Source organism: Nonomuraea gerenzanensis (assembly GCF_020215645.1).
Taxonomy (GTDB): domain Bacteria; phylum Actinomycetota; class Actinomycetes; order Streptosporangiales; family Streptosporangiaceae; genus Nonomuraea; species Nonomuraea gerenzanensis.
Genome location: NZ_CP084058.1, coordinates 3179645 through 3205583 on the forward strand (window position 1 = coordinate 3179645; position 25939 = coordinate 3205583).

Annotated in this window: 23 protein-coding genes; 15 read left to right on the top strand and 8 right to left on the bottom strand. The window is 73.3% G+C overall.

The window, feature by feature from the left end; all coding sequences use genetic code 11:
• Window position 1: 1 nt before the first annotated feature.
• Entirely contained in the window at window positions 2–1423 is a 1422-nt protein-coding gene (locus tag LCN96_RS15165) for a glycosyltransferase 87 family protein (RefSeq protein ID WP_225273266.1), read from the bottom strand.
• A gap of 139 nt (window positions 1424–1562) precedes the next feature.
• Between LCN96_RS15165 and LCN96_RS15170 the strand changes: the two genes are divergently transcribed.
• Window positions 1563–2642, top strand: coding sequence for an NAD-dependent epimerase/dehydratase family protein (locus tag LCN96_RS15170; protein ID WP_449867114.1), 1080 nt, complete (start codon window positions 1563–1565; stop codon window positions 2640–2642).
• The gene (locus LCN96_RS15175; protein WP_225273268.1) at window positions 2639–3289 is read left to right on the top strand and encodes a glycosyltransferase family 2 protein; all 651 of its coding nucleotides are present in this window, start codon (window positions 2639–2641) and stop codon (window positions 3287–3289) included. Before LCN96_RS15170 ends, LCN96_RS15175 begins: the two co-directional genes overlap by 4 nt.
• A gap of 13 nt (window positions 3290–3302) precedes the next feature.
• Here the strand turns inward: LCN96_RS15175 and LCN96_RS15180 are convergent, their stop codons facing one another.
• Window positions 3303–6074 carry an ATP-binding protein gene (locus LCN96_RS15180; protein WP_263657482.1) on the bottom strand — a complete coding sequence of 924 codons (2772 nt, stop codon included), beginning with the start codon at window positions 6072–6074 and terminating at the stop codon, window positions 3303–3305.
• 287 nt (window positions 6075–6361) lie between these two features.
• Between LCN96_RS15180 and LCN96_RS15185 the strand changes: the two genes are divergently transcribed.
• The 4 genes from LCN96_RS15185 (at window position 6362) to LCN96_RS15200 (ending at window position 10512) form a co-directional block, all read left to right on the top strand.
• The gene (locus tag LCN96_RS15185; RefSeq protein WP_225273270.1) at window positions 6362–7225 is read left to right on the top strand and encodes an LLM class F420-dependent oxidoreductase; all 864 of its coding nucleotides are present in this window, start codon (window positions 6362–6364) and stop codon (window positions 7223–7225) included.
• 128 nt (window positions 7226–7353) lie between these two features.
• Window positions 7354–8247, top strand: coding sequence for a polyphosphate polymerase domain-containing protein (locus LCN96_RS15190; RefSeq protein WP_225273271.1), 894 nt, complete (start codon window positions 7354–7356; stop codon window positions 8245–8247).
• Between the two features lie 5 nt (window positions 8248–8252).
• Window positions 8253–8930 carry a DUF4956 domain-containing protein gene (locus tag LCN96_RS15195; RefSeq protein WP_225273272.1) on the top strand — a complete coding sequence of 226 codons (678 nt, stop codon included), beginning with the start codon at window positions 8253–8255 and terminating at the stop codon, window positions 8928–8930.
• Between the two features lie 4 nt (window positions 8931–8934).
• Window positions 8935–10512: a CotH kinase family protein gene (locus LCN96_RS15200; RefSeq protein WP_225273273.1), complete on the top strand. Its 1578-nt coding sequence runs from the start codon at window positions 8935–8937 to the stop codon at window positions 10510–10512.
• 19 nt (window positions 10513–10531) lie between these two features.
• On the opposite strand, the gene LCN96_RS15205 is transcribed toward LCN96_RS15200, so the two are convergent.
• Window positions 10532–11134 carry a histidine phosphatase family protein gene (locus LCN96_RS15205; RefSeq protein ID WP_225273274.1) on the bottom strand — a complete coding sequence of 201 codons (603 nt, stop codon included), beginning with the start codon at window positions 11132–11134 and terminating at the stop codon, window positions 10532–10534.
• A 2-nt stretch (window positions 11135–11136) separates the two neighbouring features.
• Window positions 11137–12411, bottom strand: a complete 1275-nt coding sequence (locus tag LCN96_RS15210; RefSeq protein WP_225273275.1) for a PEP/pyruvate-binding domain-containing protein — start codon at window positions 12409–12411, stop codon at window positions 11137–11139.
• A gap of 74 nt (window positions 12412–12485) precedes the next feature.
• On the opposite strand from LCN96_RS15210, the gene LCN96_RS15215 reads away from it, so the two are divergent.
• The 3 genes from LCN96_RS15215 to rph all read left to right on the top strand — a co-directional run bounded on the left by LCN96_RS15215 (window position 12486) and on the right by rph (window position 16235).
• Entirely contained in the window at window positions 12486–12878 is a 393-nt protein-coding gene (locus LCN96_RS15215) for a DNA-binding protein (protein WP_225273276.1), read from the top strand.
• Window positions 12875–13510: a transcriptional regulator gene (locus LCN96_RS15220; protein WP_225273277.1), complete on the top strand. Its 636-nt coding sequence runs from the start codon at window positions 12875–12877 to the stop codon at window positions 13508–13510. Before LCN96_RS15215 ends, LCN96_RS15220 begins: the two co-directional genes overlap by 4 nt.
• Before the next feature lie 124 nt (window positions 13511–13634).
• Window positions 13635–16235, top strand: a complete 2601-nt coding sequence (gene rph, locus LCN96_RS15225; RefSeq protein ID WP_225275984.1) for a rifamycin-inactivating phosphotransferase — start codon at window positions 13635–13637, stop codon at window positions 16233–16235.
• Window positions 16236–16269: 34 nt separating this feature from the next.
• Here rph and LCN96_RS15230 read toward each other — a convergent pair whose 3' ends face one another.
• Complete coding sequence (locus LCN96_RS15230; protein ID WP_225273278.1) at window positions 16270–19437, bottom strand: AfsR/SARP family transcriptional regulator; 3168 nt, start codon at window positions 19435–19437, stop codon at window positions 16270–16272.
• Between the two features lie 182 nt (window positions 19438–19619).
• Here LCN96_RS15230 and LCN96_RS15235 point away from each other — a divergent pair, with 182 nt between their 5' ends.
• From LCN96_RS15235 to LCN96_RS15250, 4 genes are all read left to right on the top strand, one after another.
• On the top strand, window positions 19620–19988 hold the full coding sequence (locus LCN96_RS15235) for a hypothetical protein (protein WP_225273279.1): 369 nt from the start codon (window positions 19620–19622) through the stop codon (window positions 19986–19988).
• A 35-nt stretch (window positions 19989–20023) separates the two neighbouring features.
• Window positions 20024–20173 carry a hypothetical protein gene (locus LCN96_RS15240; RefSeq protein ID WP_225273280.1) on the top strand — a complete coding sequence of 50 codons (150 nt, stop codon included), beginning with the start codon at window positions 20024–20026 and terminating at the stop codon, window positions 20171–20173.
• Window positions 20174–20336: 163 nt separating this feature from the next.
• Window positions 20337–20558, top strand: a complete 222-nt coding sequence (locus LCN96_RS15245; protein ID WP_225273281.1) for a hypothetical protein — start codon at window positions 20337–20339, stop codon at window positions 20556–20558.
• A 199-nt stretch (window positions 20559–20757) separates the two neighbouring features.
• Window positions 20758–21240 carry a hypothetical protein gene (locus LCN96_RS15250; RefSeq protein ID WP_225276304.1) on the top strand — a complete coding sequence of 161 codons (483 nt, stop codon included), beginning with the start codon at window positions 20758–20760 and terminating at the stop codon, window positions 21238–21240.
• Window positions 21241–21328: 88 nt separating this feature from the next.
• Here the strand turns inward: LCN96_RS15250 and LCN96_RS15255 are convergent, their stop codons facing one another.
• The gene (locus LCN96_RS15255; RefSeq protein WP_225273282.1) at window positions 21329–22219 is read right to left on the bottom strand and encodes an HpcH/HpaI aldolase/citrate lyase family protein; all 891 of its coding nucleotides are present in this window, start codon (window positions 22217–22219) and stop codon (window positions 21329–21331) included.
• Window positions 22209–23402: a CaiB/BaiF CoA transferase family protein gene (locus LCN96_RS15260; RefSeq protein ID WP_225273283.1), complete on the bottom strand. Its 1194-nt coding sequence runs from the start codon at window positions 23400–23402 to the stop codon at window positions 22209–22211. Before LCN96_RS15260 ends, LCN96_RS15255 begins: the two co-directional genes overlap by 11 nt.
• 2 nt (window positions 23403–23404) lie before the next feature.
• Here LCN96_RS15260 and LCN96_RS15265 point away from each other — a divergent pair, with 2 nt between their 5' ends.
• Window positions 23405–23572: a hypothetical protein gene (locus LCN96_RS15265; RefSeq protein ID WP_225273284.1), complete on the top strand. Its 168-nt coding sequence runs from the start codon at window positions 23405–23407 to the stop codon at window positions 23570–23572.
• On the opposite strand, the gene LCN96_RS15270 is transcribed toward LCN96_RS15265, so the two are convergent.
• Entirely contained in the window at window positions 23562–24518 is a 957-nt protein-coding gene (locus LCN96_RS15270) for a LysR family transcriptional regulator (protein WP_263657483.1), read from the bottom strand. The genes LCN96_RS15265 and LCN96_RS15270 overlap by 11 nt on opposite strands.
• Window positions 24519–24602: 84 nt before the next feature.
• Here LCN96_RS15270 and LCN96_RS15280 point away from each other — a divergent pair, with 84 nt between their 5' ends.
• Window positions 24603–25916 carry a CitMHS family transporter gene (locus tag LCN96_RS15280; protein ID WP_225273285.1) on the top strand — a complete coding sequence of 438 codons (1314 nt, stop codon included), beginning with the start codon at window positions 24603–24605 and terminating at the stop codon, window positions 25914–25916.
• The last annotated feature ends 23 nt before the right edge of the window (window positions 25917–25939 follow it).

Genomic DNA, 25939 nt, shown 5'->3' on the forward strand with positions numbered 1-25939 from the left:
CTTAGGGGAGGCGGGCGGCAGGTGGACTGCCTGCCCGGTGCGGGAGCCGCGCCGCCCAGCCGGCCAGGACGGCGAGGGCGGCCGCCGTGTAGAACAGGGGGCCGAGGTCGGCGGCGAGGTAGGCGACCGCGCCTGCCAGGGCCGTGCCCAGCCACTCCCACCGGCCGTCCACGGCGGCCAGCGCGACGACCAGCAGCGCGTACCAGGAGTAGCCGGGGGTGAACAGCAGCAGGAGCGAGCCGCTGACCAGCAGCGCGCCCTGCCAGGGGCGGTCGGGGTCGCCGAAGCGGAGGACGAGGAGGGCTACCAGGCAGAGCAGGACGATCGCGGCGTACGGGGCCCATGCGTCCGGTACGACCAGGCGCAGGACCGCGTACCGGGCGCCGCCGCCGTCGTAGCGTTCCTCTTTGAGGTAGCCCGGGAGGTAGCCCAGCACGGAGCTGCCCGAGGTCAGGACGTAGGGGAGGTAGGACAGCGCCATCGCGAGCGTGGCCGGCACCAGGGTGATGGCGACGCGGCGCCACGCCACCCCACCGTGAGCCCGCTGAGCGTCAGCCGCCCGGCCGTCGGTCTCCTGGCCGTCGGCTGCCTGGCCGTCAGCCGTCTGGCGGTTCGACAGCCCGCCGGACAGCACGCCCGCCAAGGCGCCGGGCAGCGCCGCCGCGGGTAGCAGCTTGGCCGCCACGGCCGCCCCGAGCAACACGCCGCTCAAGACGCCCGTGCGTACGTTGCCCGCCCGAGCGGAGCGCGTCCCGGCCATGAACGCCAGCACCACCAGCAGCACACCCAGCATGTCCACGTGCGCGTTGTTCACCGCCTCCACCGGCACCGCAGGGCACCACGCCCAGTACACCGCCCGCCGCACCCCCGCGATCCGGCACACCGCCATCAGCGCGACAACGGCCATCACCCACCCACCGACCTGCAGCGCCAGGTGCCGCACCCCGTCCGGTGAGAGCCAGTGCACCAGCAGGAAGTACCACTGAGCCACCGGCGGATAGATCGTCGGCTCGGTGGGCCGGTTGATGCGGGTGCAGCCGCCGTCCGGGAGGGGATAGAGCCCGGCGCAGCCGGCGGGGAAGAGCCAATCGTCACGCAGCCCCGCCAGCGCGGGGTCGGACGGCGGCCGATCGTAGGGGGACAGGCCCGCCGCCTGCACCCGCCCGTCCCACACGTACCTGAAGGAGTCGGTGCTGGTGCTCGGCGGCGCCGCCAGCCCCGTCGCGGCCAGTACGATCCCGCCGGCGACGACCAGCGCGCCGAGCCGGCGCTCCGGCACCCGCCGGGCCGCCACCAAGGCGGCGGCGAACAGGGCCCAAGCCAGCAGGTACCAGCCCACGCCCGCAGGCCCGGCCACCGTCCTGACCAGGACGGCCGCCAGAGCGAGGAGAAGCCCGCCGACGGCGAGCACGCTGCGGCTCACAGGCGGCAGCCTCGCACGCCGGAGCCTCGCCGGGGCCGCCGTGCCCGCCGCCGTTCCGGCTCCGTAAGAACCCTTACGAACCGCGAACGTCCCTTCGGGGCGGCAGGGACGGCGGGTTAGCGTCGGCGGCGTGAGAGTGATGGTCACCGGCTCGGCCGGTTTCATCGGCGGGCACGTCGCCGACGCCCTGCGAGCGGCAGGGCACGACGTCGTCGGCCTGGACGTGCGGCACCGCACCGACGCCCGTGACACCGGGGACGTGCGCCACGGCACCGACGCCGGCAGTGCCGAGGACGTGCGGCACCGCGCCGACGCCGGCGACGCCCACGACAGGTGGCACACCGCCGACGTCCGCGACGCCACCGCCCTGGACGAGCTGCTCCCCGGCGTGGACATGGTCGTGCACCAGGCAGCCAAGGTGGGCCTAGGAGTGAACGTCTCCGACCTCCCCGACTACACCTCCGTCAACGCCCACGGCACCGCCGTCCTCCTGGCAGCCATGGCCAGGCACACGATCGCCCATCTGATCCTGGCCTCCTCGATGGTCATCTACGGCGAGGGCCGCTACACCTGCACCGCCCACGGACCGACCAGACCAGCCCCCCGCTCCGTACAAGACCTGGAGAACGGCCGGTTCGACCCCGCCTGCCCGCGCTGCGGCGAGCCGCTCACCCACGCGGTGATAGAGGAGGACGCCCGTCCGGACCCGCGCAACGCCTACGCCTCCACCAAGCTCGCCCAGGAACACCTGGCCGCCAACTGGGCCAGGGAGACGGGCGGCCGGGTGGCGGCGCTGCGCTACCACAACGTGTACGGGCCCCGCATGCCGCGCGACACCCCCTACGCCGGAGTGGCGGCGATCTTCCGCTCCGCGCTGGAGGCGGGCAGGGCGCCGGCGGTGTTCGAGGACGGCAGGCAGCTGCGCGACTTCGTGCACGTGCGCGACGTGGCCAGGGCGAACCTCGCCGCCCTGTCGGCGCCCGTCCGGCCCGGCGAGCTGCGGGCCTGGAACATCGCCTCCGGCACCCCGCACACCGTGGGCGACCTGGCCGAGGCGCTGGCCTCGGAACGAGGCGGCCCCAGCCCCCGGGTCACGGGGGAGTACCGGCTGGGCGACGTCCGGCACATCGTCGCCTCGCCCGGACGGGCCGCGGCCGAGCTGGGCTTCCGCGCCGAGATCGGGTTCGAGGCAGGGATGAAGGAGTTCGCCCGGTCATGACGATCGACGTGATCCTGCCGTGCCTGAATGAGGAGGCCGCGCTGGGCTGGGTGCTCGGCCGCATGCCCGACGGCTACCGTCCCCTCGTGGTGGACAACGGCTCCACCGACCGATCGGCGCAGCGAGCCCGCGATCTCGGGGCCGAGGTGGTGCACGAGCCCAGGCGCGGCTTCGGCGCCGCCTGTCACGCGGGGCTGCTGGCCTCCTCGGCCGAGCTGGTCTGCTTCATGGACGCCGACGCCTCGCTCGACCCCGCCGAGCTGCCCCGGGTGGCCTCGCCGGTGCTCGACGGGCGCGCCGACCTCGTGCTCGGGCGGCGCGTCCCGACGGCCGCCGGTGCCTGGCCGCCGCACGCCCGGCTGGGCAACGCCGTGCTGGCCGCGATCCTGCGCCGGCGTACGGGCGCGCCGCTGCACGACCTCGGCCCCATGCGGGCGGCCGGCCGCGCCGCGCTGCTGGCGCTGGAGCTGACCGACCGCCGTTTCGGCTACCCGCTGGAGATGGCGCTGCGCGCCGCCGCCGCGGGGTGGCGGATCGCCGAGACCGACGTCGGCTACCTGCCCAGGACGGGACGTTCCAAGGTCACCGGCACCGTACGCGGAACGCTGCGTGCCGTCGCCGACATGCGCCGCGTCATGCACTCGTGAGCCGGGGCCACGGTCAGGAGCCGGTCAGCGCGCCGCGCAGCTTGTTCCGCGAGTCGACGTCGAGCTTGGTGAACACCTTGCGCAGGTGCCATTCGACCGTGCGCGGGCTGATGAACAGCTCGGCCCCGATCTGGGAGTTCGTCTTCCCGTCGGCGGCGAGCCGGGCGATCTGGGCCTCCTGTGCCGTGAGGGACTCGCGTACCTCCAGCGTGCGCTTGCGTACGGTCTCGCCGGTGGCCAGGAGCTCGCGCCGGGCCCGCTCGGCGAAGGCCTTGGCGCCGAAGCGGTTCAGCAGCTCGTAGGCGGTGCGCAGCTGCTCGCGTGCCTCGGCGCGCCGGTTCTCGCGGCGCAGCCACTCGCCGTACACGAGGTGGGTGCGGGCGAGGTGGACGGCGACGCGGCTGCGCTGGAGGTGCTCGATGGCCTCGCGGTAGAGCAGGTCGGCGGCCCGGCCCTCGCTGAGCAGCGCTCTGGAGCGGGCGAGCACGCCGAGTGCCCAGCTCGTGCCGCCGGCCTCGGCCCGCTCCGTCAGGCGGCGCAGCGCGGCCTCGCCCGCTTGCCCGGCCTCGCCCGCTTGCCCGGCCTCGCCCGCTTGCCCGGCCTCGTCGCGGGCGGCGGCCTCGACCAGCTCGAAGAGGGCGAACCCGTAGACCCCCGGGTCCTCGTACTCGCACGCGCGCCGCGCGCTGTCCAGGGCGGTCGCGTACTCGCCGAGGCCGTTGTGGAGCAGCGCGTTCAGGTAGTGGCCCAGGCCGATCGCGCGTCCCTCGCCCCAGGAGGTCGCGTCCCCGACGTTGGCCCGGATCACCTCCGGCGCGTCGGGGTTCTCGCCACGCCAGGCCAGGAGCAGGAGGGAGGCGTAGGCGAGGGGCGAGTTGCGGGTCGCCTCCGTGATCGCGTCGGACTCCTCGACCAGCCCCGCCGCCACGTCGAACTCGCCCGCGTGCACGTGCGCGGCGGCGCGGTAGGTCAGGGCCAGGGGCAGGAAGTTGAGCGCGCCGGACTGGCGGGCCGTGCGGACGGCGTGCGTGGTCAGCTCGTGCCACGTCTCGTCGTCCCACATGTCGCCGGCGACCAGCCAGGTCAGCCAGAGCCAGCGCATGACGTCGTCCCCGTGCTCGCACGCGTCGCGCCGGAACGCCTGCAGCGCCGGCCTCAGCAGGGGCGCGCCGGCGACGTGGCCCTCGGCGAACCGGGTCGCCAGGCCGTCGAGCAGCACGTCCGCCAGCCGGGGCGGGAGCGGCCCCGGCGGTGCGGCGGCGGCCGCCCGCGCCACCTGCGCCATGACGCCGGGCGCGTTGAGCCGGCCTCCGAAGACCGCCGATCCGATGGCCTCCAGGTACGCCTCGCGCGCCTGCCCCGGGTCCACCCGTTTCAGCGCCTTGGCCGCGTCGAGCAGCAGCGGCAGGGCCTCGCCGCCGCGCCGGCGCGCGAAGACGATCTGGGCGCGCAGCCGGGCCAGCCGCGCCCGCTGGAGCTCGTCCAGCGGGCCCAGCTCCGCGGCGGCGAGCAGCTCGCGCGCCGTGTCAGGGGCCCCGGCCTCGAAGGTGGCCTGCGCCGCGGCCAGCGCCCGCGCCCCGCGCGTGCCCGGGTCGGGCGTCAGCTCGGTCGCCCGCCGCAGGAACGCCGCCGCCGCCGCGATCCCGCCGCGCGCCTGGGCCCGGTCGGCCGAGCGTTCCAGCTCGCCGGCCACGGCCTCGTCGGGCGCGGCCGCCGCGTGCGCGCGATGCCAGGCGCGGCGGTCGGGGTCGGACTCCGGGTCGGTCGCCTCGGCCAGCGCGCGATGCACGTTCTGGCGTTCCGCCTGATCAGCCGCCCGGTACGCCGCCGAGCGCACCAGCGGATGCCGGAACCGCGTCCGCGTCCCGAACTCGATCAGCCCCGCCGCCTCGGCCGCCGCGCCGGCGTCCGGGCTGAGACCGAGCCGCTCGGCCACCCGCCTGAGCAGCGAGATGTCTCCCACCGGCTCGGCGGCGGCCACCAGCAGCAGCCGTTGCGTCGCGTCGGGCAGCGCCTCGATGCGCCGCAGGAAGTGCTGCTCGATCTGGCTGGCCAGCGGCCGGGCGTCCGGCCGCCCGAAGCCGCCGGCCAGATCGGCCGCCGTCAGCCCGCGCGGCAGCTCCAGCAGCGCCAGCGGGTTGCCGCGCGTCTCGGCGACGATCCGGTCCCTGACCCGCTCGTCCAGCCGTCCGGGCACGACCGAGTCCAGCAGCGCGCGGGCGTCGTCGTCGCGCAGGCCCCTGACGCACAGCTCCCGCAGCCCCCGGAACTGGTCGTCGGCCGGGCCCTGCGCCGACGCGCGCACCGCGAACACCAGCGCCACCCGCTCGGCGAGCAGCCGGCGCGCGACGAAGGCCAGCGTCTGCGCGGAGACCTGGTCGAGCCACTGGGCGTCGTCCACCACGCAGACCAGCGGCTGCTGCTCCGCGGCCTCGGCCAGCAGGCTGAGCACCGCCAGCCCGACGAGGAACCGGTCGGGCACGTTGCCCGCGCTGAGGCCGAACGCGATGGCCAGCGCGTCGCGCTGCGGGCCCGGCAGGCCGTCGAGATGCCCCATGATCGGCATGCACAGCTGGTGCAGCCCGGCGAACGCCAGCTCCATCTCGGACTCGACACCGGCGGCCCGCAGGACCTGGCACCCCGCCGCCTGCGTGACCAGATAGTCGATCAGCGCGGACTTGCCGACGCCCGCCTCGCCGCGCAGCACCAGCACCTGGCTCTCACCCGCCTTGGCCCCCGCCAGCAGCCGCTCCAGCGCCTCGCACTCGCCACGCCTGCCACGCAATCTGAGGCGAGGAACGCCGCTCGACATTCACCACCCCGCGCCGGTCGAGTGAGCCAGACCCTGACCAATTCGGGTCGTCCTCATTATGCACCGGGGACCCGCGGTACGGACAAACCGGTTACGGGGGTACGAGGCGCGTCCTCGCTGGTCCTCGACCTGGGAACGCGCTCCGGGCGGCGCGCTACTGCGGGGTGGATCTTCCTGGGTAGGGTTGGAGCCCTCAACCGGCATCGCATGGGCGATCGAGGCCTGCCGGCGCTTGCGCGGCAGGCGAAGGAGTGGTTGTGATGGAGCTTTCCGGTGTGGGCGTGTGGAGTCACCACCTGCGTTTCGGTGACCCGGCCGAGGCCGCCGACGCGGCCGCGGAGCTCGACGAGCTGGGCTACAGCGCCCTGTGGATGCCGGACGCCGGCGGGCCGGTCTTCGAGGCCGTGACGAACCTGCTGACGGCGACCGACCAGATCGTCGTGGCGACGGGCATCCTCAACCTCTGGATGCACGACCCGGCGGGCGTCGCCGCCTCCTACGCGTCGGTGACCGAGACCTACCCCGGCCGCTTCCTCATGGGCGTCGGCGTGAGTCACGCGGTGGCGGTCAACAACGAGCAGGAGCCGGCCCGCTACCGCCGGCCGCTGGCGGCGATGTCGGCCTTCCTCGACCAGCTCGACGGCGCTGAGCAGCCGGTCCCGGCCGAGGGCCGGGTGCTGGCCGCGCTCGGCCCCCGGATGCTCGACCTGGCCGCCAAGCGGGCGCGCGGCGCTCACCCCTACCTCGTCACCACCGAGCACACCAGGCGCGCCAGGCAGGCGCTGGGCGACGGCCCGCTCCTGCTGCCGGAGCAGACGGTGATCCTCTGCACGGGCCGGGAGGAGGCGCGCGCGATCGGCGACGGCTGGCTGCGCGCCTACCTGGCCCTGCCCAACTACGCCAACAACCTGCTGCGGCTCGGCTACGCGCAGGAGGAGCTGGACTCGGTGAGCGATCGCCTGTTCGACGACGTGCTCGCCTGGGGGGATGAGGAGGCGATCCTGCGCCGGCTGGACGAGCACCGCGCGGCCGGGGCCGACCACGTGTGCGTGCAGGTGATCACCGCCGACTCCACGGCCATGCCCCGGCAGGAGTGGCGCACCCTGGCCGCCGCGCTGCGCTAGCCGTCTGCCCAGCAGGTCTGGCCGTCCCGCACGGCCAGGCACCCTGCCCGTTAACCCTTCCGTCAGGCGCGGTTCACACATTATTCCCAGCTTCGTGCTGTCAGATGTGTGCCGACGAAGGGAGGGTCATGCTGAGAAGGTTCCGCAAGGCAGCCGTTTCCGCAGGCGGCGGCGGTGCTCAGCCCGTCTCCGGCACCGAGGCGAGCGGTGAGCTGGGCCACCGGCTGCGAGCGCCGAGCAAGCTGCACGCCTTCAACCGCTACGAGATCAAGTACCTCGTGGACGTGGCGGAGGCCGCCGAGCTGCGGGCGGAGATCGAGCAGCGGCTGGATCGCGACCGGCACAGCGGCGACACCGGCTACGGCATCTGGAGCGTCTACTACGACACCCGGCAGCTCCGCTTCTACTGGGAGAAGATCGAAGGGCTGAAGTTCCGCAGGAAGCTGCGGGTGCGCCACTACGGCGACCGGTTCACCGTGGGCGCGGACACGCCGGTGTTCGTCGAGATCAAGCAGCGGGTCAACCGGGTGACGCAGAAGCGTCGGGTCCGCCTGCCGTACGGTGCCGCGCTGCGCCTGTGCGACGGGCGGCAGCTCGTCGAGCACGAGCCCGGGCAGCGCGCCTTCCTGGAGGAGGTGCTCGACCTGATCGTGCGCCTGGACCTGCGGGCCGTCGCGATGACCGGCTACCAGCGGCACGCCTACGTGGGCCGCGACGCCGACGTGGGCCTGCGCGTCACCTTCGACCACCGCGTCCGGGGCCGGGACCGCGACTTCCACCTGGGGGCCGAGGCGGAGAACCGGCTCATCGTGCCCGCCCGCAAGGCGATCGTGGAGGTCAAGGCGAACGAGCGGGTGCCGTACTGGCTGACCGACCTGACCGCCAAGCGGAACCTGCAGGTGGTGCGGGTCTCCAAGTACTGCCAGAGCGTCGAGGCGCACGGGCTGGCCCCGCGCTCGATCTTCCACGTCCCCGACCACGACCTCGACCCCGACCGGTCGATCATTCTCTCGGAGGCCTGACCCCCATGGACTTCTCCTTCCAGGACCTGTCCGGCACGTTCAGCGTGGCCGACATCGCGATCGCGATGTCCCTGTCGTTCGTGCTGAGCGCGATGATCGGCTGGGTGTACCGGGCGACGCACCGCAACGTCTCCTACAGCCAGTCGTACGTGCAGACGCTGGTCGTCCTCGGCATGCTGATCTCGCTCATCATGCTGGTCGTCGGCTCGAACATCGCCCGCGCGTTCGCCCTGGTCGGCGCCCTGTCGGTGGTGCGCTTCCGCAACGCCATCAAGGAGACCCGCGACGTCGGGTTCATCTTCCTGGTGATGGGCGTCGGCATGGCCGTCGGCACCCGCTTCTACCTGCTGGCCGTCGTGGCGGCCGTGGCGATCTCGCTGATCGTCGTGGTCATGCACCGGTTCAACTGGTTCGCGCTGAACGTTCGCCGCCAGGTGGTCAAGGTGCAGGTGCCTTCGGACGACGACTACACCCACGCCATCCAGGACGTGCTGGTGCGGCACACCGACGAGTTCGAGCTGGTCAGCATGGAGTCGATCAGGGCGGGCGCGCTGATGGAGCTGACGTACACCGTGAAGATCAAGAAGGGCAGCGAGCCCGCGGACGTCATCTCCGGCCTGCGTGAGCGCAACCACGGCCAGTCGGTCACCGTCCTGACCGGGTACGACCAGACCGATCTGTAGCGCCATGACGTCTCTCAAGCACCGCATCCCGGTCAAGCTCCGGCACAACTGGAAGCTCGTCGCGCTGTGCGTGGCGTTCCTGGCGGCGTGCTGGGGCGTGTTCGGCAGCGGGACCATCCGCCCGTACGTCACCAGCGCCCAGGCCGCCGAGGCCGGCACCGTCGTCACGAACCTGACCGGCACCAAGGACCTGTTCGACGCCTCCGTGGCGCACGACGTGAAGATCACCTTCACCGACGCCGCCTATGAGGACATGCTGAGCGAGTACTTCAAGGATGGCGAGAAGGAGTACGTCGAGGCCGACCTGACCGTCGACGGGACCCGGATCCCGAGCGTGGGCGTCCGGCTCAAGGGGAACTCGACGCTGATGGGGCTGACCTGGAAGGGGCAGTCCCGCCAGCGCGGCGGCCCGGCCGGTGGTGGTGGCGGGCGGCGTCCGGAAGGACTTCCCGAGGGCTTCCAGCCGCCCGAGGGCTTCCAGCCGCCTGAAGGCTTCCAGCCGCCCGGCGATGGGCAAGCGCAGAACGCTCGCGGTGGCGGGCCGGGAGGCTTCGGTGCCCAGCTCAAGGGCGAGGAGCCGGAGAACCTGCCGTGGCTGATCAGCTTCGACGAGTTCGTGGAGGGCCGCCGCTACCAGGGTCACAGCCAGGTGGCCGTCCGCCCGGCCTCGACCGGCTCGACGGCGATGCTGAACGAGGCACTCGGCATCGCCCTGGTCGGCGCGTCCGGCGAGCCCACCCAGCGCTCGACCTACAGCTCCTTCACCGTCAACGGCCGCTCCTCCGCCCCGCGCCTGCTGGTGGAGTACCTGGACGAGGGGTACGCCGAGGGGCTCGGCGACGGCGTGCTGTACAAGTCGCTGGCCTCCGGCACCTTCACCTACAAGGGCGAGGACCAGACCCAGTACACCACCGACTTCAAGCAGATCAACAAGGTCGGCGGCAAGGACCTGCAGCCGGTCATCGACCTGGTCAAATGGGTGAACGAAGCCTCCGGCGCGGAGTTCACCGAGGGCTTGCCCGACCGGCTGGACGTGGAGTCGTTCGCCCGCTACCTGGTCCTGCAGAACCTGATGGTCAACTTCGACGACATGGCGGGACCCGGCAAGAACTACTACCTGTGGTACGACCTGGACACCAAGAAGTTCAAGGTCATCACCTGGGACCTCAACCTCGCGTTCAGCGGCAACGCCGAGAGCGGCGTGCACGACACCATCGGCATGGGCTTCGGCCGGGGCCGCCCCCAGCAGACCGGGCAGCCGCCGCAGAACGCCGCCCCGCCCGGCGGCGACGGGCAGGAACGCCAGGGCGGCGGCATGATGCGGATGGGCCATCCCTTGAAGGAGAAGTTCCTGGCCGACGCCACCTTCAAGAAGGTGTACGAGGAGCAGTACCGCGCCCTGTACACCGACCTGCTGGGTGACGGCACCGCCACGGGGCTGGTCGATCGGCTCGTGGCGGCGTACAAGCTGAACGAGCAGGTGGACCCCGCCAAGATCGAGGAGGAGGCGAAGACCCTGCGGACCTTCCTGCGGACCCGCACCGAGACCCTGGGCGCCGACAAGGTGATCGGCGGCGCGTAGCGGGTACGGCCGTGAGCGCTCACGGCCGCACCCGCGCGGGGAACCCGGTCCAGCGCAGCTCCGCCGGAAGGTGGCTCATGTCGTTGAACATCACGATCGTGGGCGGCAGCCCCGTGCGGTACTCGATGACCGTCAGCGCGCTGTTGGCGCTGTTCAGGCCGAGCCAACGGGACGGCGGCGCGTCCAGCGCGTGCCGCACCAGCCACGCGATCTGGTAGGCGTGCGTCACGAGGACCTCGTGCGTGTCGGACGCGTCCGCCCCGGGGATCGTCGCGAACCGGGTGACCAGGGCCGCGGCGAGCCGGGCGCCGGAGGCCGCCTCGGTCTCGTCGTAGCCGTCGAAGAAGCCGGCCCAGGACGGCGGGGTCTCGGCCGGGGCGGGGACGTACGGCACGTGGTCGGTCAGCTCGGCCGCCTCGGTCACGGGCACGTCCGGCAGGTGACGGGCCAGCTCGTGCGCGCTGGCCACGGCGCGCGGCAGCGGGGAGTGCCGGACGGCGTCGACCGGCACGCCGGCCAGCCGCTCGCCCAGCAGGCCGGCCTGCCGCCGCCCGGGGTCGGTGAGCTCGCCGAACGCGTCGGCCGCGCCGTGGCGGGCCAGGTAGAGGTGTCGCGTCGCCATGGTCAGCTGGGGCCGCTGCCCGCTCCTTCCGAGATGGGATGATCGGTCACCGTGATGGTGCCGGTGGTGCCGTCGATGGTGATGAGCGTGTCGTCGTGGAGCCTGCTGGTCGCGTCCCGGATGCCGAGAACGGCGGGGATGGCATGCTCGCGGGCCACGATCGCCGCGTGCGAGAGCACGCCTCCGACCTCGGTGACGACTCCGCCGGCGATGCGCAGCAGCGGTGTCCAGGCGGGGTCGGTGAAGGGGCAGACGAGGATGTCGCCCGGGCGCACGCGCGGGAAGTCACGGGGGCCGCGCACGATCCTCACGGTGCCGGTCACCCTTCCGTGGCTGCCGGGTGTCCCGGTGAGCGCGGCCGGGACGTCCGGGGCGAAGGAGGGCTGCGGGAGTGCCGCCGCGGTGGCCGAGGTGTGCGAAGGCGGCGGGGGTGCGACGGTGATCGGCCGGGCCTGCAGGAGCCAGACGTGCCCGCCCGCGATCGCCCACTCGATGTCCTGCGGCCCGCCGAGCAGCGCGGCGACCTCCTCGCCCAGCCCGGCCAGGCGCAGGGCGGTCGCGTCGTCGATCGCGGGCCGGTCCCGGGAGCCGGCGGGCACGTCGCTCAGCACGAGCCGCTCGCCGCGCCGGTCGAGGCGAATGCGTTTGTCCGCGACGGTGCGGGTGAGCGAGCCGTCCGCGGCGACGCGGTAGGAGTCGGGGGTGACCGTGCCCCCGACGACGCTGGGCCCGAGCCCCCACGACGCCTCGATCCGGGTCACGTCGCCGGGGCCCGCCGGGGTGAACATCACCCCCGACACCTCGGCGTCCACCTGGAGCTGCACGATGACGGCCATCGCGGAGCCGCCCACGGCACGCGGCGAGAACAGCGAGGCCCAGCAGGCCCGCACGGCCTGCGCGACCGCGCCGACGCCGCGCACGGCGAGGAAGCTCTCGTACCGGCCGGCCGCCGACGCCTGACCCGTGTCCTCGTCCGCCGCCGACGATCGCACCGCCACGGGGAAATCGCTCAGCTCGCCGGCCCCGCATCCGAGCGCGCCCAGCCCGCGTCCGAGCGCGTCGAGCAGGCCGGCGTCCGGTGGGCGGGCCTCGATCGCCCGCCGCGCCACCTCAGCCCCGTCCGGCTCCCCGCCGATCCGCTCGAGCCCCAGCTCCCGCACGGCACCCCGGTAAACGCCGAACGGCACGACGAACCCGTCAGGAACCGGCAGACCCGCACGAAGCAACACCCCCAGCGCGCCCGCCTTCCCCCCGCACGTGCCGCCGACAGCTTCCATCAGAGGTACGATCATCCGCCTCCGCCCTCAACATTTTGTTGACAACATTTTCTTGATTCTTCATCATGGATCACATGCCACGCAAGCACCCAGCTCAGCACCCGAACGCCGACCACACCCAGGCCGACCGTGAGCGGAGCGCCCAGGAGCGGCTGCTGAGGCTGGGCGCGGGCGCGCTCGGCCCCCGCCCCTGGCGGCCCGCACCCGTCCCGCCGTCGGCGGTGGACCTTGTGCAGTTCGCGGTCTGGCGCAACGCCGACCTGAGCCCGGACGACATCCTGAGCGCGCTCACCCTGCTGCCCGCCGCCCGCGCCGAGGTGGCAGGGCTGGAGTCCGCGCTGCTGTTCATGGCCCGCGGTGCCGGGCTGACCTGGGCGCAGATGGCCCAGGTGCTGGGCTTCAACTCGCCGCAGGCGTGCCAGCAGCACTACACCCGCCTGACGGCCCGGCAGGACTCCGGCTCATGACGTACGACTCCGCGCCCGACCTCCTGGCCCTGCACGCCGTGCGGATCACCGGCTTCGCCGAGACCCCGGTGCTCGCCCGGCGCTACGGGCTCGACCCGGCCGAGACGAAGGAGCTGCTGCTCGACGCCGAGGCGTACGGCTGGGTCGAGCACACCGCCATCGCCGGCACCGGCGGCTGGACACTGACCGAGCGGGGCAAGGCCGAGAACGAGCGCCGGCTGGCGGCAGAGCTCGGCCTGGCAGGCGGCACCGAAGAGGTCCGCGCCGTCCACCGAGAGTTCCTCCCGCTGAACGCCCTCCTGCTACGGGCCTGCACCGACTGGCAGCTCCGGCCCGCCGCCGGCGATCGGCTCGCCGTCAACGACCACTCCGACCAGGCCTGGGACGACCGTGTCCTGCGTGAGCTGGCGGCCATCGGCGAGGCGCTCGTGCCACTGGCGGATCGGCTGGTAAGTGTCCTGACGCGGTTCGGTGGCTACGACACCCGCTTCGCCACGGCGCTGGCGCGTGCCCGGGCCGGGGACGGCGCCTGGGTGGACCGCACCGACGCCGACTCCTGCCATCGGGTCTGGTTCGAGCTGCACGAGGACCTCATCGCGACGCTCGGCCTCGACCGGCACGCGGAAGCCTGACCCGAGCCACTCCCCGCATTTTCAGGTTATAGCAGATCCGTGCCCCTCATGAGGCGCAAAAAATTGCTCCATACTGCCCGTTGCGAATCGGCCCGACGAACGATGGAGCAGCGATTTGGGCTACGTGATGGCTTTCGAGCGGATCGACGCGACCAACGTCCCCGAGGTCGGAGGGAAGGGGGCGAGCCTGGGCGAGCTGGCCCGGATCGACGGCATCCGCGTGCCGGACGGCTTCTGCGTCACGACGCACGCCTTCGAGCGGATCGTGGCGCCGTCGATCGACGCCCTGCTCGACCGGCTGTCGCGGGTGCGGCCGGACGACCGCGCGGAGATCCGCACGCTGAGCGCCGAGATCCGCCGCGCCGTCGAGGGCGTCGCCGTGCCGGAGGAGCTCGCGGCGGAGATCGGCCGGGAGCTCGCCCGGCTCGGGGAGCACGCCGCCTACGCCGTACGCTCCAGCGCGACGGCCGAGGACCTGCCCACCGCGTCCTTCGCCGGCCAGCAGGACTCCTACCTGAACGTCGCCGGGCCACCGGCGATCCTCCGGCACGTCCGGCGGTGCTGGGCCTCGCTGTTCACCGAGCGGGCGGTGACCTACCGCGCCCGCAACGGCTTCGACCACCGCAAGGTGCGGATGGCCGTGGTCGTCCAGCGGATGGTCCACCCGGACGCGGCCGGGGTGCTCTTCACCGCGGACCCCGTGACCTCCAACAGGAAGGTCGCCACCGTGGAGGCCGCCTGGGGGCTCGGCGAGGCGCTGGTCGCCGGCCGGGCCGCCGGGGACGTCTACACGGTGCGCGACGACCAGGTCGTCACCACTGAGGTCGCCGACAAGCAGCGGCTCGTCCAGGCGGCGCCGGGCGGCGGCACCGAGGACGCGCCGGTCGAGCCGGGGCGCCGGACGCGGCCAGTGCTCACCGACGCCCAGGTCCTGCGGCTGGTCAGGCTGGGCCGGCGGGCCGAGGCGCACTTCGGCCGGCCCCAGGACGTCGAATGGTGCCTGACCGGCGACGACTTCCACCTCGTCCAGAGCCGGCCGATCACCACCCTGTTCCCCGTCCCGGAGACCGGCGACCAGGACAACCACGTCTTCGTCTCCGTCGGCCACCAGCAGATGATGACCGACGCGATGAAGCCGCTGGGGCTCTCCTTCTGGCAGCGGACGACGCCCCGGCGGATGCACGAGGCGGGCGGCCGGTTGTTCGTGGACGTCGCGCCCATGCTGGCGACGGCCGCGGGCCGCGCGAACCTCATCGGGACGCTCGGCAAGTACGATCCGCTGGTCCGCGACGCGCTGCAGACCGTCCTCGACCGCGGCGACCTCATCCGCCCGCTGCCGGACGAGGCTCCCGCCCCGGCGCACCAGCCACCGGCTGCGATCGAGACCGACCCGGCCATCGTCACCCGGCTCATCGAGCAGAACCAGGCGTCCGTCGCCGTCCTGCGGCGCGAGATCCAGGGCCTGTCCGGGACGGCGCTGCTCGACTTCGTCGTGGCCGACCTCGCCGAGCTGAAGCGCGTCCTGTTCGACCCGCTGAGCTCGCAGGTGATCGTGGCGGCGATGGAGGCGACCTCGTGGCTCAACGAGCGGCTGGAGGAGTGGCTGGGGGAGAAGAACGCGGCCGACGCCCTCACCCAGTCCGTCCCGCACAACGTCACGTCGGAGATGGGGCTGGCGCTCCTGGAGGTCGCCGACGTCGTCCGGCCGCACGCGGACGTCGTCGCGTACCTGCACAGCGTCGCGGAGGAAGGCAGGCAGGGCGCCGCGTTTCTGGACGAGCTCGCCGAGCTGCCCGGCGGCCGGGAGGCCCGCGACGCCATCCGGCGCTTCCTCGACCGGTACGGCATGCGCTGCGCCGGCGAGATCGACCTCACCAGGACGCGCTGGAGCGAGAACCCCGCCACGCTCGTCCCCACGATCCTGACGAACGTCAGGAACTTCGAGCCGGGCGCCGGCGAGCGGCACTTCGAGCAGGGCCGCCAGGAGGCGCTGCGCAAGGAGCAGGAGCTGCTCACCCGCCTGCGCGCCCTGCCCCACGGCGAGCGGAAGGCCGAGGAGACCAAGCGGATGATCGACCGCGTGCGCACCTTCGCCGGCTACCGCGAGTACCCCAAGTACGGCATGATCAGCCGCTACTTCGTCTACAAGCAGGCGTTGCTGGAGGAGGCCGACCGCCTCGTCAGGTCCGGCGTCCTGCGCGAGCGGACGGACATCTTCTTCCTCCGGCTGTCCGAGCTGCGGGAGGTCGTGCGCACCGGCGTGGCGGACGCCGCACTCGTGCGGGAGCGGCGCGCGGCGTTCCGGTCGTACGAGACGCTCACCCCGCCCCGCGTCCTCACCTCGGAAGGCGAGGTGCTCAACGGCCGGTACCGGCTGCCCGGCCTCCCGCCCGGCGCGCTGCCCGGCCTGCCGGTCTCGGCCGGGACGGTCGAGGGCCGGGCCCGGGTCGTGACGGACATGGCGCGGGCCGACCTGGAGGCGGGCGACATCCTGGTCACCACCTACACCGACCCGAGCTGGACCCCGCTGTTCGTCACCGCCGCCGCCCTGGTGACGGAGGTGGGCGGCTTCATGACGCACGGGGCGGTGATCGCCCGGGAGTACGGCCTGCCGGCCGTCGTGGGGGTGGGGCGGGCCACCCGCCTGATCCGGGACGGCCAGCGGATCCGCGTCCACGGCACCGGCGGGTACGTCGAGCTGCTCGACGGCGGCGACGCGGCATGACCGCTGAGCCGGCGGGCTCACCACGGGTCACGCTTCACCCGCACGCGAGCCGGGCGTCCAGCGTGCGCATGCCGTGCTCGTGCGCGATCGTGCGGAACAGCTCACGGGCCTCCTCCCAGACGGCCCTGGCCGCGCGGTGGTCGCCGGCGGCGCGGTGGGCGTCGCCGAGCGCGAGCAGCGTCCGCGCCAGGTAGGGGATCGAGCCGCGCGTCCGCCACACCCGGACCGAGCGTTCGAGGGTGGCGACGGCGGAGGGCAGGTCCCCTTCGGCCAGGTCCAGCTGCCCGAGCACGCTGAGCGAGTCGGCGAGATAGTGGCCGAAGTTGCCGGCCTCGCTGTGGGCGCGCGTCAGCTCGGCGGTCGCCCTGGCCCGCTCGTCCCCGACGGCGGCGAACAGCTTGGAGAGGTAGAGCAGCGAGAACGTCTCCAGGTAGCGGTAGTTCAGCCGCCGCGCCATGCTCAGCGATCTCTCCAGCAGCTCCTGGCCGCCCGCGACGTCGCCGCAGAAGAACTTCGCCGTGCCGAGGAACTGGGTGATCGTCGTGGTGTAGTGCACGTTGCCGAGCGCCTCGGCCACCTTCGTCGCCTGCTCCAGGACCTGGAGCGCCGCCTGCGGGTCGTCCTCGCCGTGGATGATCGCCAGCACGTGGTAGGCGCGCGCCTGGCCGCCGAGGTAGCCCGCGCCGGCCGCCGTCCGCAGGGCGCGCTCGGCCAGGGCGAGCGCCTGCGCGCCGCCGTTCCCGTGAGCCGTCATGCTCCAGGCCAGGGTGGCCAGGGCGTCGGCCATGCCGACCGGATCGCCCAGCTCGGTGAACAGGTCGAGGAGCTGCGAGGCGCCGGCCCGCATCCGGATCATCGCCGGCCCGGGGCCCGCCGGTGAGCTCCAGGTGGTGACCTCCAGGAGGCCGCGCATCAGCACGGCCTCGCCGCGCCGGTCGCCGGTCTCGCGGCAGAGCGCGAGCGCCTGTTCGTGCATGCGCTGCCAGCCGTCGTACAGGCCGCGCACGTTCAGGTAGGTCTCGGTGGATCCCGCGAGGTCCCACGCGAGCTCGGTCAGGCGCGCCTCGCACGCCTGGGCGACCCCCGCCATCAGCGCGGCGTGCTCCGCGCCGAACCAGGCCATCGGGTCGGCCAGCAGCGGGCCCGAGTCCGCCGCCGGCAGCCGCCAGCGCGGCGCGGAGCCGTGCATGAGCGCGTAGCAGGGGCCGGGGACGCGCTCCGCCGCCACCTCCGCCAGTGCCAGCCACGCGCCCAGGGCCCGCTGGAGCGCGGCCTGGCGGTCGGGCTCCGGGTCCTCGCGCTGCGCGCGTTCGCGGGCGTACAAGCGGAGCAGGTCGTGGAAGCGGTAGCGGAGCCTGCCCGTCTCGTCCGTCCGGGTGAGGGTCAGCAGGTGGGCGTCGAGCAGGGTCTCGATCTCGCGTTCCGCCTGCCGTACGGGCACGTCCAGGAGGGCCGCCACCGTCCAGGAGGCGAAGTCGGGCGCGTCGAGCAGCCCCGCCAGCCGGAAGGCCCGCCGCGCGCCGGTGGGCAGCAGCCGGTAGCTCATCTCGAAGCCCGCGCGGACGTCGAGGTCGCCCGCCACCAGCTCGTCCAGCCGGTGCCGCTCCTCGCCGAGGACGCCGGCGAGGTGAGCCAGGCTCCACTGTCTTCTGCCGAGGAGCCTGGCCGCCGAGATGCGGACCGCCAGCGGCACCCGGCCGCACAGCCGGGTGATCTCCAGCGCCGCGTCCGGGTCGTCCTGGACGCGCTCGTCGCCGACGATCCTGCCCAGCAGGTCCATGGCCTGGCCCGACGGCAGGACGTCGAGCTCCAGCAGGCTCGCCCCCTCCAGACCGACCAGCCGGACCCGCCCGGTGAGGAGCACCGCCGTGCCCGAGGCGCCGGGCAGGAGCGGCCGCACCTGCTTCTCCCCGGCGACGTTGTCGAGCAGGATGAGGATCCGGCGGCCGGCCAGGCAGCTCCGGTAGAGCGCCACGCGTTCTTCCAGGGACTCGGGGATGCCGGTCGGGCTGACGCCCAGGGCGAACAGGAACCGGCTGAGCACGTCCTCCGGGCGGGCGGGGTCGGCGGAGGCGCCGCGCAGGTCCGCGTAGAGCTGGCCGCCGGGGAACCGGTCCGCGATCCGGTGGGCGACGTGCACGGCGAGCGTGGTCTTGCCCAGGCCGCCCAGTCCCGCGACGCCGGCCATGGCGACGGTGCCCGGCCTCGGCCGGGTGAGGGCCTCGGTGAGGGCCGCCACCTCGTCGTCCCTGCCGGTGAAGTCGGCGATGTCCGGCGGCAGCTCGGCGGGGGTGGGAGCCGCCCTGGGCTCCGGCGCCGGGGCCCTGACCTGGGCGGGCGCAGGCGCGGGTGGGGCCTTCCCGCCCGGCCGGATGCCCACCTCGTCCGGCAGGCGCGCGGCGTGTTCACGGCCGGCCCGCGCGGGGGCGCCCGTGATCGTCGCCGTGGCGTGGGGCACGAGGTCGAGCGAGGGGTCCTGCGTGAGGATGCGCTGGTGCAGGTCGTGCAGCTCGCCTGCCGGGTCCAGGCCGGTCTCCTCGATCAGGGTCCTGCGGGCGCGCGCGTACTCGGCGAGCGCGTCGGCCCGCCGGCCGCAGCGGTACAGCGCCAGCATCAGCTGCGCGCGCAGCCGCTCCCGTAACGGGTACTCGCCGGTGAGCGCGGTCAGCTCGCCCAGCAGCCCGGCGTGCCGCCCCATGCTCAGGTCCACGGCGATCCGCGACTGCAGGACCGACAGGCGGACCTCGTCCAGCCGGGACGCCTCCGCGGCCAGCATCGGCACGTCGGTCATGCCGGCGAACGCGGGGCCGCGCCACAGGCTCAGCGCCTCGTGCAGGCGGTGGGTGGCCTGCTCCGGCTCGCCGGCGGCCGCCACCGCCTGCCCCGCGCCGGCCAGGGCCTCGAACCTCGCCGCGTCCAGCTCGTCGCCGGCCACCGGAATCAGGTAACCGGCACCCTGCCGCACCACGAGCGCGGGGTCGCCCAGGCGCCGCCGCAGCCGGTGCACGTAGGTCTGCACGTTCTTGGTGGCGCTCTTCGGCGGGGAGTCACCCCAAAGCGCCACGACGAGCTGATCTTCAGAAACCGGGTAGCCCGCCTGGCACAGCAGAACCGCCAGCAGCACCCGGGCCTTCGGCGTGCCCAGCTCGAGCTGCTCTCCTGCGCGCCACACCGTCAGCGGACCAAGTATCCCGAACTCCATCGCGCCCCCTCGGCTGGAGGAACTGTAGAACGGGACGGCCGGTCTCGCCGGTGCACCGGGTGACGAAACGATTGCGAATCTTGGTGGCGGGCGTATTCCCGTCGTATTCCAGGGTGCTGCCGGTGCGTGCCACGATCACTCAGCGGCCGCCTGCCATCTCCGTCCGAGAGAGAAGAGGAACGTTGCACCCCCTCAAAGTGGTCACCGCCGGCGTCGCCGCCGCGCTGACGAGCGTCCTGCTCGCCCCGCCCGCCCTGGCGGCGAGCTTCCAGCGGGACGTCGGCGACGGGATCGTCCGCTACGCCGATCCCACCGACGAGCTGTGCGTCCGGGCGGACGACACCACCGGGACGGCCTGGGTCGAGGTGACCCTGACCCGGCCGGGTGTGATCGGGCAGCCCGTCGTCATCAGGGACGACAACGTCCGGCACCCGGGCGCCACCTGCGTGGTGCTCACCGCCTTCGAGGACACCGCCTTCCGGGCCGAGTACGAGAGCTACTGGAGCGGGCGCGGCACCGTCCTGCGCGGGGCGTTCCCGTTCGAGTCCTGACGCTCGCCCGCTCCGCTGACAGTGAAGGATTTCTCATGCGCAAACTGGTGAGGACCGCCCCGGTGGCCACGGTCGCCGGGCGGGGCAACTACCTGGCCGGTTGCGGGCTGGTGGAGAACCTGCTGCGTGGGGGCCTGACCCTGGACGCGGTGATGACCTGCAGGGCCTCGGACGAGTTCCACTGAGCCCTCACTGAGCCCTCACTGGGCCGCTCGCGGGCGCAGGCGGCGCGCGAGGATGGCTTTGGTCCCCTTCGGGAGTGCCGCGTTGCGCCGCGGTGAGGGAAATCCACTCCACCGGCACCGCGCGTCACGTCAGGTCACGCCACGCGTATGGGACCGTCTGGTCATGAAAAATCCCGATGAGGAGGACCAGCCCTCCTCCGCTGACGGCCCCGATCCACCTCCGGGCGATATCGCCGGAGAAATCGGGCGAACGGTCCGAGCCGCCCTGACAAGCCGAACCCGGACCGCCCGGTTGTGCTGGATACTCGCCTTTCTCGGGGCGGGCATCGCCGTACCGCTGCTGACCTGCCTGGTCGTTGCCATGCTGATCGTCGGCGGCCGGTAGTCACAGCCTCCCAGGAGTGCTTACGCAGTGCCATGTCACGGTGCAACTCCATGACACTCCTGGGGGGCTGTCTCTACCTGCGGAGGCAAAACCGCACCCTGTCGCGGACATTCCGCTACCCGCTCGGCCGTGACCGAAATTCCCGCACCCCACCGCCGCCTGGCGGCATCGCGCCGAGCTCCAGTTCGAGCAGCAGGCGATGCGACGGGTCGTCCTGCTGGCCAGGAGGGTCCTCGGAGCCGAGCGTGTACCGGAGTGGCTGCCCGCGCCACCCGGCGCCACCACCGTGACGGCCGCCCTGCCCGCACTCGCCGCCTGCGCGGGCATCGCGCGGTGGACGCCGCCCGACCTGGCCGGCACCTGCTGCGGCACCGTCTGGCACAGCAAGGGCCACCGGGCCGCGCACGCCCACGCCGCCCGCGACCTCGTGCGGCGGCTGTGGGCCTGGTCCGACGGTGGCAGATTGCCCGTCGTGGTGGACGCCGCCTCCCGCACGCTCGGCATCGCCCGCGAGTCGCCGTCCGTCCTGACCATCGGCCTCGGCCTGTCGTACGGGCCCATGCCGGACATGTACGCCGAGATGTTGTCCGTCTCGGTGCGCTCCTCCGGCGTGGCCATCGGCTACGCGCTCGGCGCCATCCGCCCGCCACGGCGGTCAAGGAGCCCGAGGGCGCCGGCCTGAGGCTGACCCAGCAGCCGATCGCCTGACGACGCCCGCTCCGGCACCTCCAGGGCCGGTGCCGTCACTGAGATCGGCGGATCACGGCGGATCACGGCGTGGTGCGGGCGGCGTCGCGGAGGGCGGCCCTGGCTCTGGCCGCCATGGCCTCGTCCACCATGTCGCCCTCGAAGACGATCGCGCCCGCTCCGTCCGCCTGGGCCTGCTCCACGGCGGCGATCAGCCGCTGGTAGCGGGCGAGCTCCTCGGGGCCCGGGGAGAAGACCTCGTTGATGACGGGCACGTGGGAGGGGTGAACGGCGATCATGCCTTCGTAGCCGAGAGCGCGGTTCTGCTCGGCGAAGGCCCGCAGCCCGTCGAGGTCGGTGAGGTCCGTCCACAGCCCCGCGACAGGGCAGGGCACCGCCGCGGCACGGGCGTCGAGCAGGACGCGGGCGCGCAGGGCCAGCGTCTCGGCGCCGGACGGGCTCCAGCGGTAGCCGATGGCCCGCTCGACGTCGCCGCCCCTGCCGGTGATCGCGCCCAGGTAGGCGACGCGCGGGGCGGCGCGGGCCACCTGGTACGCCTCGCGCAGCGCCGTGGCGGTCTCCAGCAGCGGCACCAGGCCGATGTGCCCGTCCGGCAGGCCCTGCTCGCGTTCGCACCAGCTCAGCAGGCGGTCGGCCAGCCGCACGTCGGCGGGCCCGTGCACCTTGGGCAGGACCACCGCGGTGAGGCGCGGGTGGGCGACGGCGCGCAGGTCCTCGGCGCCCGCCCAGCCGTCGAGCGGGTTGATCCGGACGAGCAGCGCCAGGCCGCCGCTCGCGCTCGCGACGGCGTCGGCCACGCGGGCGCGGGCGGCGGCCTTCCCCGCCGGGGGGACGGCGTCCTCGAGATCGAGGATGGCGGCGTCGGCCCCGGCGGCCTCGGCCTTGGCCAGCCAGCCGACCTTGGTGCCGGGGACGAACAGCAGCGAGCGCAGCGGCGGGCGTTCAGACGACACCGCGCTGCTCCAGCTCCGTGAGCTCCTCGGCGCCGAGACCGAGCCACTCGCGGTAGACGAGCGCGTTGTCCTGGCCCAGGGCGGGGCCGGTGCGCCAGATGTGGCCGGGCGCCTGGCGGAAGTGCGGGAGCGCGGCCTGCATGCGGACGCGCCCGAGGTCGGGGTCGTCCACGGTGACGATGTCGCCGCGTTCGGCGTAGACGGGATCGGCGACGATGTCGGCAGCGGTGAAGACGCGTGAGGCGACCACCTCGGCCTCGGCGAACGCGCGCAGGCATGCCTCGGTGCCGCGGGCCGCCACCCAGGCGCGCAGCTCGGCGTCCAGCCGCTCCCGGCCGGCGAGCTGCTGGGCGGTGGTGGCGTACTCCTGTTCGGGCAGGCCCAGGAGGCGGACGACATTCAGCACCGACCTCAGCGTGGCGGAGGTGACGGTGATCCAGTCGCCGTCGGCCGACAGGTAGGTGTTGATGACGGCGGCAGGGGCGACGGCGAGCTGGTTGCCGGACCTGCCGGGGACGACGCCGAGCTGGTCGTGGGCGATGACCTGCCATTCGACGAGCCGGAACAGCGGCTCGAACAGGGCCAGGTCGATCCACTCCCCGTCGAACGACGGGTCGCCCGCGCGGCGGTGCAGGGCGGCGAGCACGGCGTAGGCGCCCATCAGGCCGGTGACGGCGTCCCCGTGGGAGAAGCCGGTGTGCACGGGCGGGCCGTCGGGGAACCCGGTCAGGTGCACCACGCCGCTGCGGGCTTCACCGACCTTGCCGAAGCCGGGGGCGTCGTCCTGCGCTCCGAAGCCGCTGATCTGCAGCAGGACGGCCGCGGGGTTGATCCGGTGCACGCTGTCCCAGTCGAGCCCCCAGGCGCGCAGCCGCGACGCGCGCAGCGTGACGATGACGACGTCGGCCCAGGCCACGAGCCGCTGGGCGACCTGGCGGCCGTCGGGGTCGTGCAGGTCGAGCGTGACGGAGCGCTTGTTACGTCCGGCGACCTTGAACCACAACGGCACGCCGTCACGGGTGGGCCCCATCGCGCGGGCGGCGTCCCCGCCGCCGGGCGGCTCGACGTGGACGACGTCCGCCCCCTGGTCGGCGAGCAGCGAACCGGCCAGCGGCCCGGCCACCACGTGCGCGAACTCCACCACCTTCAACCCGCGCAACTGCCCGCGCTGTTCAACGGCCACGCATGAACTCCTTCACCGTGCTCGACTTCGGCCTGCTCGACTTCGGCCTGCTCGACTTCGGCCTGCTCGGCTTCGGCCTGCTCGACGGAGCTTCATCGTGCCCGGGCGCGACGATGCGGGTCCAGCACGAGCGCTGGATAAATTCATGCGCTCACCGCATCAATGAGTGATCCAGGCCGCGCCCTCCGGCACCTCCCGTCCCTCGGTACGGGCTTCGTCCAGCAGGTCGAGGAACGCGGCGGCGGCGGGCGGCAGGGTGCGCCTCGCCCGTACCACGATGTCCAGCCGGCGCTCGACGGCGGGACCGGCCAGCGTGCGGTGCACCACGTGCCCGGGCCCCAGCAGGGGCAGCACGAGGGCGGGCAGGGCCGACACGCCGAGCCCGGCGGCGACCAGCCCGCCCACCGTCGCCACGTTGCCGGCCTCCGCCGCGGGCGCCACCACCGCCCCGGCCTGCTCGAACGCGGCGTCGGTGAGCCGGCGCACGCTCGACTCGGGGCCGACGGCCAGGAACGGCTGGGCCGCCAGGTCCTCCCAGGTGACCTCGTCGCGGTCGGCGAGCGGATGGCTCTCCGGCAGCACGGCGCGGAACCGGTCGCGGATCAGCGGGCGGTGCTCCAGCCGGTCGGAGGCGGCGCCGACGGTGGTGACGGCGAAGTCGGCGTCACCGTTCAGCACCCTGCCGAGCACGGCCCGCTCCAGGCCGTCCATGATGCGCACGCTCACGCCCGGCCGCCGCCCCCGGAAGGCGGAGATCAGCCGGGGCAGCAGCACGGCCGCGACCGACGGGAGGGTCGCCATGGCGACCACGCCGGACTCGCCCAGCAGGTAGCGCCGCAACTGCTTCATCCCTGACCGGTGGGCGTCGACGATCTGCTCGGCCACGCGCAGCGTCTCGTGGCCCGCCGCGGTGAGCTGCACGTTGCGGGTGTCGCGCTCCAGCAGTCGCACGCCGAGCACCCGTTCCAGGTCGGACACGGCGCGGCTCAACGTCGACTGGGAGACGCGCAGGCGCGCGGCGGCGGCGGTGAATCCGCCGGCCCGGGCCACGGCGACATAGGCGGCGAGTTGCCGCAGGCTGGTGTCCACGATCCACCACTGTTGCGGATAGCGCATGGATAAATCCACCTTTGATGGTGGACGCGAAACGGCGCCGCTCAGAAACTGGCCCGTAACCTCCCGCCCGGCGAAAGGCGCCCGATGATCGCGACACTCGGCTTTCTCACCATCGGTCTGTTCCTGGTGCTGACCATGACCAGGCGCGTCTCGGTCCTCACGGCGCTCGTGCTGGTCCCCGTGGCCACGGCACTCGTGGGCGGCTTCGCCGCCGGGATGGGCCCGATGATCCTCGAAGGGCTGGGGAAGGTCGCCCCCACGGGCATCATGATCGCTTTCGCGGTCCTGTACTTCAGCCTGATGATCGACAGTGGCTTGTTCGACCCGCTGATCAGGGGCGTCCTGCGCCTGGCCAAGGACGATCCGCTGCGCATCGCCGTCGGCACGGCCGTCCTGACCATGTGCGTGGCCCTCGACGGCGACGGCGCCTCCACCTTCCTCATCACCGTCTCGGCCCTGCTGCCCGTCTACCAGCGGCTCGGCATGAGCCCGCTGGTGCTCACCGGCGTCGTCGCCCTGGGCGCGGGCGTGCTGAACATGGTGCCCTGGGGCGGCCCCACCGCCCGCGCGATGGCGGTGCTGAAGCTGGACGCCTCACAGGTGTTCGCCCCGGTGCTGCCCGCCATGGCCGCCGGCATCGCCTGGGTGCTGGTCGCGGCGTATCTGATCGGGCTGCGCGAACGCCGCCGCCTGGGCACGGTCTCCGGGCCCCCGCGTGCCGAGCCCCAGCCGGTACGCGGCGACGGGCCCGGCACGCCGCTCGCCCCCGAGCGCGGGAACGCGGCCCTGACCGCGTTCAACCTCGTGCTGACCGTCGTGCTGCTGGTCGCGCTGGTCCTGCAGGTGATGCCGTTGCCGGTGCTGTTCGTGCTCGGCTTCGCGATCGCCGCCGTCGTCAATTTGCCCACCTGGGAGAAGCAGCAGGCGCTGCTCGACAAGCACGCCAGGAGCGTCGTCCTGGTCACCACCATGATCTTCGCGGCCGGCGTCTTCACCGGCATACTGAACGGCACCAAGATGATCGACGAGATGGCCACCGCGTTCGTCGGCGTCATCCCCGACTCCTTCGGCGGCCACCTGCCGCTGCTCGTGGCGATCACCAGCATGCCGCTCAGCCTCGTCTTCACCCCCGACGCCTACTACTTCGGCGTCCTGCCCGTGCTGGCGCAGACCGCCGCGGGCTTCGGCGTCGACTCCGCCGAGATCGCCCGGGCGGCCATCCTCGGCCAGATGACCACCGGCTTCCCGCTCAGCCCGCTCACCGCCGCGACGTTCATCCTCGTCGGCATGAGCGGGGTGCAGCTCGGGCGGCACCAGCGCTTCATCTTCGGCTGGGCGTTCGCCACCACCGTCGTGATGACCGTCGTCGCCCTGGTCACCGGTGCCATCTCATGGTGAGAGCGGCATGACGTACGCGCACA